The organism is Aeromonas sp. A35_P, from assembly GCF_002259925.1.
GTDB lineage: Bacteria > Pseudomonadota > Gammaproteobacteria > Enterobacterales > Aeromonadaceae > Aeromonas > Aeromonas dhakensis.
Genome location: NZ_NEVB01000122.1, coordinates 1 through 12,825, shown reverse-complemented (window position 1 = coordinate 12,825; position 12,825 = coordinate 1). Strand labels below are relative to the sequence as shown.

Sequence of the window (12,825 nt, the reverse complement as noted above, 5' to 3'; positions counted from 1 at the left end):
CGGAAGAGAAACAGCAGATGAGATTGGCCGATAAACGCATCCTGTTGGGTGTCAGCGGCGGGATCGCCGCCTACAAGAGTGCCGAGCTGGTACGCCGCCTGAAAGATCAGGGCGCCGAGGTACGGGTGGTGATGACCCGCTCCGCCAAGGAGTTCATCACCCCCCTGACCCTGCAGGCCGTCTCCGGGCACCCGGTGGCCGACAGTCTGCTGGATCCCGCCGCCGAGGCGGGCATGGGTCACATCGAGCTGGCCAAGTGGGCCGATCTGGTGCTGATCGCCCCTGCCAGCGCCAATCTGATGGCCCGCATGGCCGCCGGCATGGCCGACGAGCTGCTCACCACCCTCTGCCTGGCCACTCCGGCACCGGTCGCCCTGGCGCCGGCCATGAACCAGCAGATGTACCTCAACGCCGCCACTCAGGCCAACCTCAAGACTCTCGCCAGTCGCAGCATACTGCTGTGGGGGCCGGATTCCGGCAGCCAGGCGTGCGGTGACGTGGGCCCGGGCCGGATGCTGGATCCCCTCGAGCTGGTTGAACGCTGCTGCCAGCAGCTCAGCGCCGAGCCGCTGCTGGCCGGCGTCAGACTACTGCTCACCGCAGGCCCGACCCGTGAAGCGCTCGATCCGGTGCGCTACATCAGCAACCACAGCTCCGGCAAGATGGGCTATGCCATCGCCCGCGCCGCCCGTGAAGCAGGTGCCGAGGTGACGCTGGTGAGCGGCCCGGTGGCACTGGCCACCCCGGCCGGCGTCACCCGCATCGACGTCGAGAGCGCCGAGCAGATGCACCAGGCGGTCATGAGCCGGGTCGGCGAGAGCGACCTCTTCATCGGCTGCGCCGCCGTCGCCGATTATCGCCCCGCCCAGGTGGCCGAGCAGAAGATCAAGAAGACCGGCGACAACGACCAGATGCAGCTGACCCTGGTCAAGAACCCCGACATCATCGCCGCCGTGGGAGCCTTGTCAGACAAACCCTTCACCGTCGGATTTGCCGCAGAAACCGTGGATGTGGAACAATACGCCCTCGACAAACTGCAGCGTAAGCGGCTGGACATGATCGCCGCCAACGACGTATCCCGTGCGGGCCAGGGCTTCAATGCCGATGACAACGCCCTCACCGTGTTCTGGCAAGGGGGTCAAGCCCCTCTGCCCCTGGCCGATAAGCTGACGCTGGCTCGTCACCTGATTGCCCTGATTGCACGCCATTACCGGCGCTGAGCCAGTCAATCGACCACCTCCACTCCAATAAAAACGATTTATGACAACACAAATTGAACTGAAGATTCTGGATGCCCGCATCGGCACCGACTATCCGCTGCCTGCCTACGCCACACCGGGCTCCGCCGGCATGGATCTGCGCGCCCTGCTGGATGCCCCGCTGACCCTGGCACCGGGTGATACCACCCTGGTACCGACCGGGCTGGCCATCCACATCCAGGATCCGGGCCTGTGCGCCACCATCCTACCCCGCTCCGGCCTCGGCCATAAGCACGGCATCGTGCTGGGCAACCTGGTCGGCCTCATCGATTCCGACTACCAGGGCCAGCTGATGGTCTCGGTATGGAACCGCGGCAAAGAGGCGTTCACCATGCAGCCCGGCGAGCGCATCGCCCAGCTGGTGATCATGCCGGTGGTTCAGGCCAGCTTCCAACTGGTCGATGAGTTCAATCAGAGCGAACGGGGTGAAGGCGGTTTTGGTTCTTCTGGTCGCCAATAACAGACCACACCGGCCCGAGCGGCGGTGCCTAATAACAGAATCAGGCCATTGTTTTTTTAGGGGAATCCATGGCAAGCAGTAATCAGAAACAGAGTCGGCGCGATCAGATCCTGCAGGCGCTCGCCCACATGCTGGAGACCAGCCCAGGCCAGCGCATTACCACGGCCCGTCTGGCGGCCGAGGTGGGGGTCTCCGAGGCTGCCCTTTATCGACATTTTCCCAGCAAGGCGCGGATGTTCGAGGGGCTGATCGACTTTATCGAAGATTCCCTGCTGTCACGGGTCAACCTGATCATGGCCGAAGAGAAGGACACCATGAGCCGCTGTCACCACATACTGCAGCTGCTGCTGGTGTTCGCCGAGCGCAATCCAGGCATTACCCGCATCCTCAATGGCGATGCCCTCTTGGGTGAGCACGACCGGCTGCGGGATCGCATCAGTATCCTGTTCGACAAGCTGGAGACCCAGATCAAGCAGGTACTGCGGGAGAAACGGCTGCGCGAAGGCCAGGGCTTCCAGCTCGACGAGACCATGCTGGCCAACCTGCTGCTGGCCTATACCGAAGGGCGTATCAGCCAGTTCGTCCGCTCCGAGTTCAAAATCAAACCCACCGCTGGCTTTGAAGATCAGTGGCAGTTTATCCGCAGCCAGCTGCTGCAGAGCTGAGCAGTACGCCCGGCGACAATGCATTCGCAATCAGCCGCGGCAACGCCGCACCAGGTGAGTTGCAGTAAAGAGGGAGGCCTTGGCCTCCCTTGTTTTTTGTGGCACAAAAGAGGCGGTGAGCACCAGATGCGACCCGGACTGTCGCATGCCAATGTTAGATTCATGCGTCATAAACCTTTTATCGCCTGACAGGACACCCTATGGAACCCGAAATCATTACCGAAGCGCAGACCTGGCTGGTCAACAACCAGGGCCTGCTGATCGAGTATGCCGTCAACATCGCGGCCGCCCTGCTCACCCTGCTGGTCGGCTACATCGCCGCCAACCTCATCAGCGGCGCCGTGGTCAAGGTGATGCAGTCCCGCAAGCTGGACACCACTGTCACCCACTTCGTCGGCAGCATCCTCAAATACGCCATCCTGGTGTTCGTGGTGATCGCCGCACTGGGCCGGGTCGGGGTGCAGACCGCCTCCTTCGTCGCCATTATCGGTGCCGCCGGTCTGGCCATCGGTCTGGCGCTGCAGGGCTCGCTCTCCAACTTCGCCGCCGGCTTCCTGCTGATCATCTTCCGCCCCATCAAGGCAGGCGAGTTCATCGAAGTGGCCGGCACCGCCGGTGTGGTGCAGTCGGCGCAACTGTTCACCACCACCCTCACCTCAGGTGACAACAAGATGGTGGTGGTGCCCAACTCCGCCATCCTCAACGGCACCATAGTCAACTACTCGCGCATGGATACCCGCCGCGTCGACATGACCTTCGGCATCGGCTATGGCTCGGATCTCCGCAAGGCCAAGCAGATCCTGGAGCGGCTGGTTAACGAAGAGCCGCGCATCCTCAAGGAGCCGGCAGCCACCATCGCCGTCGCCGCGCTGGCCGACTCCTCGGTCAACATCATTGTGCGCCCCTGGGTCAAGACCGGCGACTACTGGGGAGTCTGGTTCGACTTCCACGAGAAGGTGAAGCTCACCTTCGATGCCGAGGGCATCGAGATCCCCTTCCCGCAGATGGTCATGCACATGCAAAAGCCACAGGCGTAAACGCGGTTTTGCAGCCACCCACAATGCCAGCCTTCGGGCTGGCATTGTCGTCTCTGGCCTCGGCAGGGGTGAACACCACCATAAAAAAAGCCGGCCACAACGGGCCGAACTTTGTTTTCAGCATACCGGTGGCGTCGGCTTACACCAGCCGACGTGCCACCCGGTTCAACAGCGGTTGCACCAGCACATATCCCCCCAGCACGGCACCGATCACCGCCAGTACCCGCAGCGGCAAAGTAGGTGCCGCACTGCTTAGTACCAGGGTCAACAGGCCGATGAGGCCGGTGGCGATCAGGCTAAGGGCAAACAGGGACAACACAGCTTTCATAGCGATCTCCTCATTCCAGACTGTGGCCATCCCTGGGAGATCTAGTCCATACGACACCCATGCTAGCCATCTCGGGCCACCGACAATTTGCGCCTGCGCATGAAATGAGCAAAAAGGCGTCTGTCGAATACTCTTTTGACTGCCAGGCCAAACTGCCACCCCGCTCGCAGCATGCCCTCGCCCTGAAAGCCCTTTCAATGGCCACAAGCCCGACCAAGTATGAGCAAACGCAAGATCCGGCTGCCATGGGTGACTCATAATCGCAGCGTTTTGGTTGTAAACTCGGTCGATGGCAGACAATTGGTAAAGCTCTGTTACACGGGCCGCACCATGGGCTCGGTATAATGGGTCCGGTATAGTGCTCGAATAATAAGGTTTGGCGGGAGCCTTGCCTGCAAGGTTCATACACAACTTGGAAGACTGATAATCCTATGAAAAACATCAATCCAACCCAGACCCAGGCCTGGCAGGCGCTGGAAGCCCACTTTGCAGCGAACAAAGAGACCCGGCTCAAGGATCTGTTCGCCCAGGATCCCCAGCGTTTCGACAAATTCTCCCTCACCTTCGGCGGCGACATCCTGGTCGATTACTCGAAGAACCTGATCACCGAAGAAACCCTCAAGTTGCTGGTTAATCTGGCCAAAGAGACCGATCTTCGCAGCGCGATCGATGCCATGTTCAACGGCGACAAGATCAACATGACCGAAGGCCGCTCGGTACTGCACGTGGCCCTGCGCAACCGCTCCGACCGCCCCATCGAGTGTGACGGCAAGGATGTGATGCCGGAAGTGAACGCCGTACTGGCCAAGATGAAGGGCTTCTGCGAGAAGATCATCAGCGGCGAATGGAAAGGCTACACCGGCAAGGCGATCCAGCACGTGGTCAACATCGGCATCGGTGGCTCTGATCTGGGCCCTGTGATGATTACCGAGGCGCTGCGTCCCTACAAAAACCACCTGCAGATGCACTTCGTCTCCAACGTCGATGGCACCCACATCGCCGAGACCCTGAAGAAGATCGATCCGGAAACCACCCTGTTCCTGGTGGCCTCCAAGACCTTCACCACTCAGGAGACCATGACCAACGCCCTGACCGCCCGTGACTGGTTCATCAAGATCGCCGGTGACAAGGCTCACGTTGCCAAGCACTTCGCTGCGCTCTCCACCAACGGCAAGGCCGTGGCCGAGTTCGGCATCGATACCAACAACATGTTCGAATTCTGGGACTGGGTTGGCGGCCGCTACTCCTCCTGGTCTGCCATCGGCATGCCCATCGCCCTGTCCGTCGGTTTCGACAACTTCGAAGCCCTGCTGCAAGGCGCCTTCGAGATGGACATGCACTTCGCCACTGCCTCCTATGAGCAGAACGTGCCTGTGCTGCTGGCGCTGATCGGCCTGTGGTACAACAACTTCCATGGTGCCGAATCCGAAGCCATTCTGCCGTACGATCAGTACATGCACCGCTTCCCGGCCTACTTCCAGCAGGGCAACATGGAGTCCAACGGCAAGTACGTGGATCGCAACGGCAAGCCGGTTGACTACCAGACCGGCCCCATCATCTGGGGTGAGCCGGGCACCAACGGCCAGCACGCCTTCTACCAGCTGATCCATCAGGGCACCAAGCTGATCCCCTGTGACTTCCTGGCACCGGCCATCAGCCACAACCCGATCGGCGACCACCACCCGAAACTGCTGGCCAACTTCTTCGCCCAGACCGAAGCGCTGGCCTTCGGCAAGAGCAAGGAACAGGTCGAAGCCGAGTTCCTGGCCGCCGGCAAAACCCTGGAGCAGGTCAAGGATCTGGTGCCGTTCAAGGTGTTCGAAGGCAACCGCCCGACCAACTCCATCCTGTTCAAGAGCCTGACCCCGAAGACGCTTGGCTCTTTGATTGCCATGTACGAGCACAAGATCTTCGTACAGGGCGCAATCTGGAACATCTTCAGCTTCGACCAGTGGGGTGTGGAGCTGGGCAAACAGCTGGCCAACAAGATCCTGCCGGAGCTCAACACTGCCGAGGCTGTCACCAGCCACGACTGCTCCACCAACGGCCTGATCAACACCTGGAAAGCGTGGAAAGCCTGATTTAGCCGGCCTTTCTGAATGCAAAAGCCCCGCTCGATGAGCGGGGATTTTTTATGGCTGTCGGGCTGGTTTTGCTGGCTGGCCGGTCGGGTGTCCAGCCCGACCGGCGACAGGGATCGTCACCCCCGCCCCCTTATCATCCTGCCCGATGCCGGCTTAACCGCCGACGGCGATGCGCTTCATGTCCTTCATGTAACCGCGCAGTACCTGGCCGATCGCTTCGATGGGGTGGTTGCGAGTCGCCTCGTTGGCCGCCAGCAGCGCCAGGTTGTCGACGCTCTGCCCTTCCGCCTTGCTGGCACCCAGGTCGCCCGCTTTCAGGGTCGGCATGAAGTGCTCGCGCAGCAAGGGCACGGCGGCGTTGGCGAACAGGTAGTTGCCGTACTCGGCGGTGTCGGAGATGACCACGTTCATCTCGTACAGACGCTTGCGGGCAACTGTGTTGGCGATCAGCGGCAGCTCGTGCAGGGATTCGTAGTAGGCAGACTCCTCGTAGATGCCGGAGGCCACCATGGTCTCGAACGCCAGTTCGACACCCGCCTTGACCATGGCCACCATCACCACACCATTGTCGAAGTACTCCTGCTCGGCAATCTTGCCTGCAAACGCCGGGGCGTTTTCGAAGGCGGATTTACCGGTCTCTTCGCGCCAGCCGAACAGCTTGGCATCGTCCTCTGCCCAGTCGGCCATCATGCCGCGGGAGAATTCACCGGCGATGATGTCGTCCATGTGCTTCTCGAACAGCGGACGCATCAGGGTCTTGAGCTGCTCGGAGAGCTCGAAGGCGCGCAACTTGGCCGGGTTGGACAGGCGGTCCATCATCAGGCTGATGCCACCCTGTTTCAGGGCTTCGGTGATGGTCTCCCAGCCGAACTGGATCAGCTTGCCGGCGTAGGCCGGGTCTGTGCCCTCGGCAACCAGTTTGTCGTAACAGAGCAGGGAACCGGCCTGCAGCATGCCGCAGAGGATGGTCTGCTCGCCCATCAGGTCGGATTTCACTTCCGCCACGAAGGAGGATTCCAGCACGCCGGCACGGTCACCGCCGGTGGCAGAGGCCCACGCCTTGGCGATGGCCATGCCTTCACCCTTGGGATCGTTCTCCGGGTGAACGGCGATCAGAGTCGGTACGCCGAAACCGCGCTTGTACTCTTCGCGCACTTCGGTACCCGGGCACTTGGGCGCGACCATCACGACCGTGATGTCGGAGCGGATCTGCTGACCCTCTTCCACCACGTTGAAACCGTGGGAGTAGCCCAGTGCGGCGCCCTGCTTCATCAGCGGCATCACGGTTTTGACCACGTCGGAGTGCTGCTTGTCCGGAGTCAGGTTCAGCACCAGATCGGCGGTCGGGATCAACTCTTCATAGGTACCGACCGCAAAGCCGTTGTCGGTGGCTTTCTGCCAGGAGGCGCGCTTCTCGGTGATGGCGGCCTTGCGCAGGGCGTAGGAGATATCCAGCCCGGAGTCACGCATGTTCAGGCCCTGGTTCAGACCCTGGGCACCACAGCCCACAATCACCACCTTCTTGCCCTTCAGCACGTTGCAGCCGTCCGCGAACTCTTCGCGCTGCATGAAACGACACTTGCCCAGCTGGGCCAACTGCTGACGCAGGTTCAAGGTGTTGAAATAGTTAGCCATGGTGATTGCTCCGTTCGATTGATTCCATGCCGGATGGCAGCGTTGTCGAAACCACTATAGCGCGGGACACTTATTGCCTGAACTGATATATTCGAAACAGTACGTTGCAATAATTGAAACGTTAACCCTTCATGATCACATGGCGGTGCTAACTACCCACAGCTGGATATCGGACAGACATCCAGCGCCAGGAGCTGAAAGATGGACCTTCGCAATCTCGAGCTGTTTCTCCACCTCGCCGACTCCCTCCATTTCGGCAAGAGCGCCGATGCCATGGCGGTCAGCCCCTCTACTCTCAGCCGCGCCATCCAGCGGCTGGAGCAGGAGACCGGCTGCGTGCTGTTCGAGCGGGACAACCGCTCGGTGCGGCTCACTGTGGCGGGCGAGAAGCTGCGCGAGTTTGGTGGAGAGCTGCTGCAGGAGTGGCGCCAGCTCAAGCAGGAGCTCAAGCGCAGCGATGAACCGCTGCAGGGCCGACTGAGGGTGTTCTGCTCGGTCACCGCCAGCTACTTCCTGCTGCCCGAGGTGCTGGAGCGCTTTCGCCGCCGCTATCCCCAGCTGGAGATCAAGCTGGAGACCGGCGACCCGGCGCTGGCGGTGGACAAGATCCTGGCCGACGAGGCCGACCTCGCCATCGCCGCCCGCCCGGATGCCCTCTCCTCCAAGCTGGAGTTTGCCAGCCTGCAGCAAGTGCCGCTGGTGTTTATCGCCCCCCGCACCGCCCCCCAGCAGAACCAGTGGTTCTCCCAGGGCGAACCTGACTGGGAGCGGCTGCCGCTGATCCTCTCGGAACAGGGGCTGGCCCGCAAACGCTGCGATCAGTGGCTGCGCAACAAGGGGATCGCCCCCAACATCTATGCGGAGGTGGCGGGTAATGAAGGAATAGTCGCCATGGTGGCACTCGGCTTCGGCGTGGGGCTGGTGCCGGCGGCGGTGATCGACCACAGCCCCATGGGTGAGAAGGTACGCATCGTCGAGCCCAAGCCGGCACTCAAGCCATTCGATGTCGGTATCGCGGTGCTCAAGAAGCGGCTGGAAGAGCCGCTGATCCGCGCCTTCTGGGATACGGCGCGGGGTCAGGGCTCACTGCGCTGACAAGGCGGGCAATACAGGCGCATAGATGAGCGAGGGATCCTGCATCATGGCGCGGCTGCCGGCCGGCAGATCCGGATTGCTCAGCTCCAGCATCACCCGTCGATCGAGCTGCAGCCGCCGGATGGTGCTGCCAAAACCCGCCTCGAATACCCGCTCATAGTCACCGGACTGGCGGGCCCGCTGCAGACCCAGCTCGATGCGCTTGGCCAGTTCCGGATACCTGGGCGAGACGAAAAACAGCAGCGCCAGCGGATAGCGAAACACCAGGTGGGGCTCGATGGCCAGCTCCGGGTGCTGCTTGAGCTCATCCTCGATCTCGATGACCGAGCGCAGAAAGCAGTCGAAGCGCCGCTTGCGCAGCATGTTGAACAGGGCCTCATAGAGACCGCCAACCACCACATCGAGGCCGTTCTCCTTGAGCAGACGGGTATCTGGCCAGGATCTGTGCTGGCCGATGCGAAGCCCGGCCTGCTGCCAGTCAGCCAGCGATCGTATGTTGGCAAACCGCCCCTCGTCCCCCTGCCGAACGAGGCACACCCGCCAGCCCAGCAACCCTTTTGCCAGCGGAACATGGATGGCCAGCAGGGTACGCTCGCGCTCCTCGTCGGGCGCAAACACCCCGACCTGCACCAGTTCGCCCCCCTGCAACTCCTTGACCGCCCGACCCTGCTCCATCGGCGGGCTGGCAATCAGCCGATAGGAACCGTATTCCGGCACGGTCAGATCGAGGGAGAGTCGCAGCAGACCAGCCACGGCGGGATTGGGGTGATCAAGCAGCAGATTCCAGGCCCTGATGGGAGTCTCGGCCGCCTGCACACTGCCAGCCAGCAGAATGACGCACCACAGCCAGCTCCTGATCATTGCACTCCTCCCCTTGTCACTTCCTCACTATAACCTCTCCTTCTCTACCGCCGGGCGCATGGCAGCACGGATATGTGAGCGACTCGATGTCAAATATGACAGTAGCTACGGCAAGGGGCAGATCAGAGACTAGACTGAACGTTCAACCTGAGTGGAAAAGGGAGTCCCGCCATGATGTCCAATCTGATCGAAATCAACAGCTCGCTGCTGTTCGACGAGTACCTGCAAAGCCTGGGGGTACCCTCAACCTTGCTGGATCAGGAACAGGACATCTATCTGCAGGAGCACCACCTGGCAGCGGTACGCCAGATCCAGGGTGAACTGAGGTTTTACCTCCGCGCCAACGCCCTCACCAAGCAGTGATCCGCAGCCTGTCACAGAACCGGCGCTGAATGCATATTACACTGGCACCATCCGCCACCCACGGGAGTGCCCATGAAACCAAGCGGCCTGGATCGGCTCTTCAAACCCCAGTCAATCGCCGTCATCGGCGCCTCGACCGACCCGCAGAAGGCCGGTCACATGGTCATAAGGCACCTGCTCGCCGGCCAGTTCAAGGGCCCCATCCTGCCGGTCAGCCCGCACAGCAAGGCCATTGCCGGCGTGCTGGCCTATCCCGACATCGACAGCCTCCCCCTTGCCCCGGACCTCGCCATCGTCTGTACCCGGCGGGAACGGGTGCTGACCCTCATCGAGGCGCTCGGCAAACGGGGAGCGGGTGCCGCCATCATACTGGCGGCCGATTTCGCCCCGCCGGAGCGCGAACAACTGCAGCGACTGAGTCGGCAATACGGTATCCGCCTGCTCGGCCCCAACAGCATGGGGATGTTGTTGCCGGGTCAGGGCATCAATGCCAGCTTCTCACCAATTGCCGCCAAGCCCGGTCAGGTCGCCTTTCTCTCCCAGTCGGCCGCCGTCAGCACCACCATTCTGGATTGGGCCAAACAGCATGAACTCGGCTTCTCGGCCTTCATCTCCCTTGGCGATCACTGCGATATCAACTTCGGCCAGCTGCTGGATCAGCTCTCCCGCGACAGCGTGACCCGCGCCATCTTGCTCTACATGGACAAACTGCAGGATGCCCGCCATTTTCTCTCGGCCGCCCGTGCCGCCGCGCGCAACAAGCCCATCCTGGTGCTCAAGAGTGGCCGCCATGAACCGGACAACGGGCTCGACAACGTCTATGACGCCGCCATCCGTCGCGCCGGCATGCTGCGGGTACGGGATACCCACGAACTGTTTGCCGCCGTCGAGACCCTAAGCCACTCCCTGACCCTCAAGGGGGAGCGGCTCGCCATCATCTCCAACGGCCGTGGCCTGGCCAATATGGCGATCGACAAGTTGCTGGAGCGGGGTGGCAAGCTGGCGATGCCGCCCCGGGACATCGGCAGCGATGCCGACATCAGCGACTATCAGCAGGCACTCGACAACCTGCTGCAAGGGGATGAGGCTGACGCCATCCTGCTCATCCATGCCCCTTCGCTCACCGCCCGCGGTGCCGCCCTGGCCCGCAGCCTCATCGACTACGTCAAACAGCATCACAGGGCCAGACGCTTCAATATCCTGACCAACTGGGCGGGGGAATACTCGGCCCAGGAGGGACGCAGGCTGTTCAGCGAGGCGGGATTCCCCACCTACCGTACTCCGGAAAGCGCGGTTGCCGCCTTCATGCATATGGTGGAGTACCGCCGTAACCAGAAGCAGCTGATGGAAACCCCCGCATCGCTGCAGGGTGACAGGCTCGACGTCGACCCGTGCCAACTGCTGATCCGGCAGGCGCTGGAACGTAAACAGCTCACCCTCGACACCCATCTGGCACACCCCATTCTGCAGGCCGCTGGGCTCTCCACCCTGCCGACCTGGATCGTCTCCGATGCCATCGAGGCCACCCTGACCGCGGAGCAGATCGGCTATCCGGTCGCGGTCAAGCTGCGCTCGCCGGACATACTCCACAAGTCGGCCGTGCACGGCGTCATGCTCAACCTGCGCACCTCGGCCGAAGTCGCCCAGGCTGCGGACGCCATTCTGGATCGAGTCAGGCAGCACGACCCCGGTGCCCGCATCGAAGGACTGCTGGTACAGCGGATGGCGCGGCGCAGTGGCGGCCTGGAGCTGCGGATCCGGCTGCAACAAGACCCGGTGTTCGGCCCCGTCATCCTGCTCGGTGAATCAGGGGCAGAGCCACAGGAGATGATGGCGGCCCTGCCGCCACTCAACCAGGCGCTGGCACGCTACCAGATCATAGGGGCGCTCAAGAGCCGCAAGATCCGCGAGCAGGCCAGTCCGGAACGACTCGATATCGATGCCCTCGGCCAGGTGCTGTGCCAGCTGTCGGAGCTGCTGCTCGCCTTCCCCGAGATCCAGCTGCTGGATCTGCACCCGCTGCAGGCCTGCGGCGCCGAGATGGTGGTGCTGGACGCCAGCCTGACCCTGCAACCCCATGAAGAAGGCAGCTGCAGGCTGGCTATCCGTCCCTATCCCACCGAGCTGGAAGAGGGGGCCTGGCTCAAGGATCAGAGCCATGTGCTGCTGCGCCCCATCCGACCGGAGGATGAACCTGCCCACAAGCAATTTGTCCTCAAGGTATCGGATGAAGACAGGTACAAGCGTTTCTTCGCCGATGTGGGGGAGCTGGGGCACGAGGAGCTGGCCCGCATGACCCAGATCGATTACGACCGGGAGATGGCCTTTGTCGCCGTGGGACAGGATGGGGAACGAAGAGATCAGATTTTAGGGGTGGTTCGCGCCATTTCGACGCCGGATCTGAGCGACGCCGAGTTTGCCATTCTGGTACGGTCCGATCTGAAGGGGTTGGGGCTTGGCAAATTGATGATGGAGAAGACTGTGCGTTATGCCAGAGAGCGCGGCATTGGCCAGTTGTCGGGCATGACCATGCCCAGCAACCGCGGCATGATCAACCTGGCCAAACGGCTTGGCTTCAAGATCGATATCCAGCTGGAAGATGGGGTAGTCAATATGGAGCTGCCCTGTGTCTATTAGGGCAGGCATAAAGCAGAAAAGTCAGCGGTTTATGGCCATAAATTGCTGATTTTTGATAATAAAAAAGCCCGCTCAGATGAGCGGGCTTCTTCAATTGGGTGCTTGGCAGTGTCCTACTCTCGCATGGCGAATGCCACACTACCATCGGCGCTACAGCGTTTCACTTCTGAGTTCGGCATGGGGTCAGGTGGTTCCACTGCGCTATTGCCGCCAGGCAAAAATCTTCAATCTGAAAAAGCTGATTTTGTTCTTCGTTCTCGGTATCTGCTACAAGCCTTCGAACACTTCTTGGGTGTTGTATGGTTAAGCCTCACGGGTAATTAGTATGGGTTAGCTCAACACGTCGCCGCGCTTACACACCCCACCTATCAACGTTGTGGTCTCCAACGGCCCTTTAGGAC

At 61.4% G+C, this 12,825-nt stretch carries 11 protein-coding genes and 2 rRNA genes; 8 read left to right on the top strand and 5 right to left on the bottom strand.

Translation table 11 applies throughout. From position 1 onward, the window contains the following. The first annotated feature begins 17 nt into the window (after nt 1–17). From coaBC to CAK78_RS08800, 4 genes are all read left to right on the top strand, one after another. A complete protein-coding gene (gene coaBC, locus CAK78_RS08815) occupies nt 18–1,220 on the top strand; it encodes a bifunctional phosphopantothenoylcysteine decarboxylase/phosphopantothenate--cysteine ligase CoaBC (protein WP_094697038.1) in 1,203 nt (400 codons plus the stop codon). Nucleotides 1,221–1,260: 40 nt separating this feature from the next. Beyond that, complete coding sequence (dut, locus tag CAK78_RS08810) at nt 1,261–1,719, top strand: dUTP diphosphatase (RefSeq protein WP_005307478.1); 459 nt, start codon at nt 1,261–1,263, stop codon at nt 1,717–1,719. Nucleotides 1,720–1,787: 68 nt separating this feature from the next. Beyond that, nucleotides 1,788–2,384, top strand: a complete 597-nt coding sequence (gene slmA / locus CAK78_RS08805; RefSeq protein ID WP_005307475.1) for a nucleoid occlusion factor SlmA — start codon at nt 1,788–1,790, stop codon at nt 2,382–2,384. A gap of 200 nt (nt 2,385–2,584) precedes the next feature. Further along, nucleotides 2,585–3,421, top strand: a complete 837-nt coding sequence (locus CAK78_RS08800) for a mechanosensitive ion channel domain-containing protein (RefSeq protein WP_094697037.1) — start codon at nt 2,585–2,587, stop codon at nt 3,419–3,421. Between the two features lie 139 nt (nt 3,422–3,560). Here the strand turns inward: CAK78_RS08800 and CAK78_RS08795 are convergent, their stop codons facing one another. Then, nucleotides 3,561–3,749: a holin gene (locus CAK78_RS08795; RefSeq protein WP_094697036.1), complete on the bottom strand. Its 189-nt coding sequence runs from the start codon at nt 3,747–3,749 to the stop codon at nt 3,561–3,563. Nucleotides 3,750–4,180: 431 nt separating this feature from the next. On the opposite strand from CAK78_RS08795, the gene pgi reads away from it, so the two are divergent. Beyond that, nucleotides 4,181–5,830 (top strand): glucose-6-phosphate isomerase, encoded by a 1,650-nt coding sequence (pgi, locus tag CAK78_RS08785; RefSeq protein WP_094697034.1) that lies wholly within the window; start codon nt 4,181–4,183, stop codon nt 5,828–5,830. A gap of 156 nt (nt 5,831–5,986) precedes the next feature. Here pgi and ilvC read toward each other — a convergent pair whose 3' ends face one another. Next, nucleotides 5,987–7,468 (bottom strand): ketol-acid reductoisomerase, encoded by a 1,482-nt coding sequence (gene ilvC, locus CAK78_RS08780; protein WP_019840082.1) that lies wholly within the window; start codon nt 7,466–7,468, stop codon nt 5,987–5,989. Between the two features lie 201 nt (nt 7,469–7,669). On the opposite strand from ilvC, the gene ilvY reads away from it, so the two are divergent. After that, nucleotides 7,670–8,563, top strand: a complete 894-nt coding sequence (gene ilvY / locus CAK78_RS08775) for an HTH-type transcriptional activator IlvY (protein ID WP_010635531.1) — start codon at nt 7,670–7,672, stop codon at nt 8,561–8,563. Here ilvY and CAK78_RS08770 read toward each other — a convergent pair. After that, nucleotides 8,552–9,424, bottom strand: a complete 873-nt coding sequence (locus tag CAK78_RS08770) for a substrate-binding periplasmic protein (protein WP_094697033.1) — start codon at nt 9,422–9,424, stop codon at nt 8,552–8,554. The two genes, ilvY and CAK78_RS08770, sit on opposite strands and share 12 nt — an antisense overlap. 171 nt (nt 9,425–9,595) lie before the next feature. On the opposite strand from CAK78_RS08770, the gene CAK78_RS08765 reads away from it, so the two are divergent. Further along, the gene (locus CAK78_RS08765; protein ID WP_005307455.1) at nt 9,596–9,787 is read left to right on the top strand and encodes a hypothetical protein; all 192 of its coding nucleotides are present in this window, start codon (nt 9,596–9,598) and stop codon (nt 9,785–9,787) included. A gap of 72 nt (nt 9,788–9,859) precedes the next feature. Then, on the top strand, nt 9,860–12,424 hold the full coding sequence (locus tag CAK78_RS08760; protein WP_094697032.1) for a bifunctional acetate--CoA ligase family protein/GNAT family N-acetyltransferase: 2,565 nt from the start codon (nt 9,860–9,862) through the stop codon (nt 12,422–12,424). Nucleotides 12,425–12,524: 100 nt separating this feature from the next. Here CAK78_RS08760 and rrf read toward each other — a convergent pair. Both rrf and CAK78_RS08750 read right to left on the bottom strand, forming a co-directional pair. Next, nucleotides 12,525–12,639, bottom strand: a 5S ribosomal RNA gene (rrf, locus tag CAK78_RS08755). A gap of 84 nt (nt 12,640–12,723) precedes the next feature. After that, nucleotides 12,724–12,825, bottom strand: a 23S ribosomal RNA gene (locus tag CAK78_RS08750); the annotation flags it as partial.

Coding starts and splice junctions, on each gene's coding strand:
- coaBC (WP_094697038.1), top strand. CDS start 18: ATGAGATTGGCCGATAAACGCATCCTGTTGGGTGTCAGCGGCGGGATC.
- dut (WP_005307478.1), top strand. CDS start 1,261: ATGACAACACAAATTGAACTGAAGATTCTGGATGCCCGCATCGGCACC.
- slmA (WP_005307475.1), top strand. CDS start 1,788: ATGGCAAGCAGTAATCAGAAACAGAGTCGGCGCGATCAGATCCTGCAG.
- CAK78_RS08800 (WP_094697037.1), top strand. CDS start 2,585: ATGGAACCCGAAATCATTACCGAAGCGCAGACCTGGCTGGTCAACAAC.
- CAK78_RS08795 (WP_094697036.1), bottom strand. CDS start 3,749: ATGAAAGCTGTGTTGTCCCTGTTTGCCCTTAGCCTGATCGCCACCGGC.
- pgi (WP_094697034.1), top strand. CDS start 4,181: ATGAAAAACATCAATCCAACCCAGACCCAGGCCTGGCAGGCGCTGGAA.
- ilvC (WP_019840082.1), bottom strand. CDS start 7,468: ATGGCTAACTATTTCAACACCTTGAACCTGCGTCAGCAGTTGGCCCAG.
- ilvY (WP_010635531.1), top strand. CDS start 7,670: ATGGACCTTCGCAATCTCGAGCTGTTTCTCCACCTCGCCGACTCCCTC.
- CAK78_RS08770 (WP_094697033.1), bottom strand. CDS start 9,424: ATGATCAGGAGCTGGCTGTGGTGCGTCATTCTGCTGGCTGGCAGTGTG.
- CAK78_RS08765 (WP_005307455.1), top strand. CDS start 9,596: ATGATGTCCAATCTGATCGAAATCAACAGCTCGCTGCTGTTCGACGAG.
- CAK78_RS08760 (WP_094697032.1), top strand. CDS start 9,860: ATGAAACCAAGCGGCCTGGATCGGCTCTTCAAACCCCAGTCAATCGCC.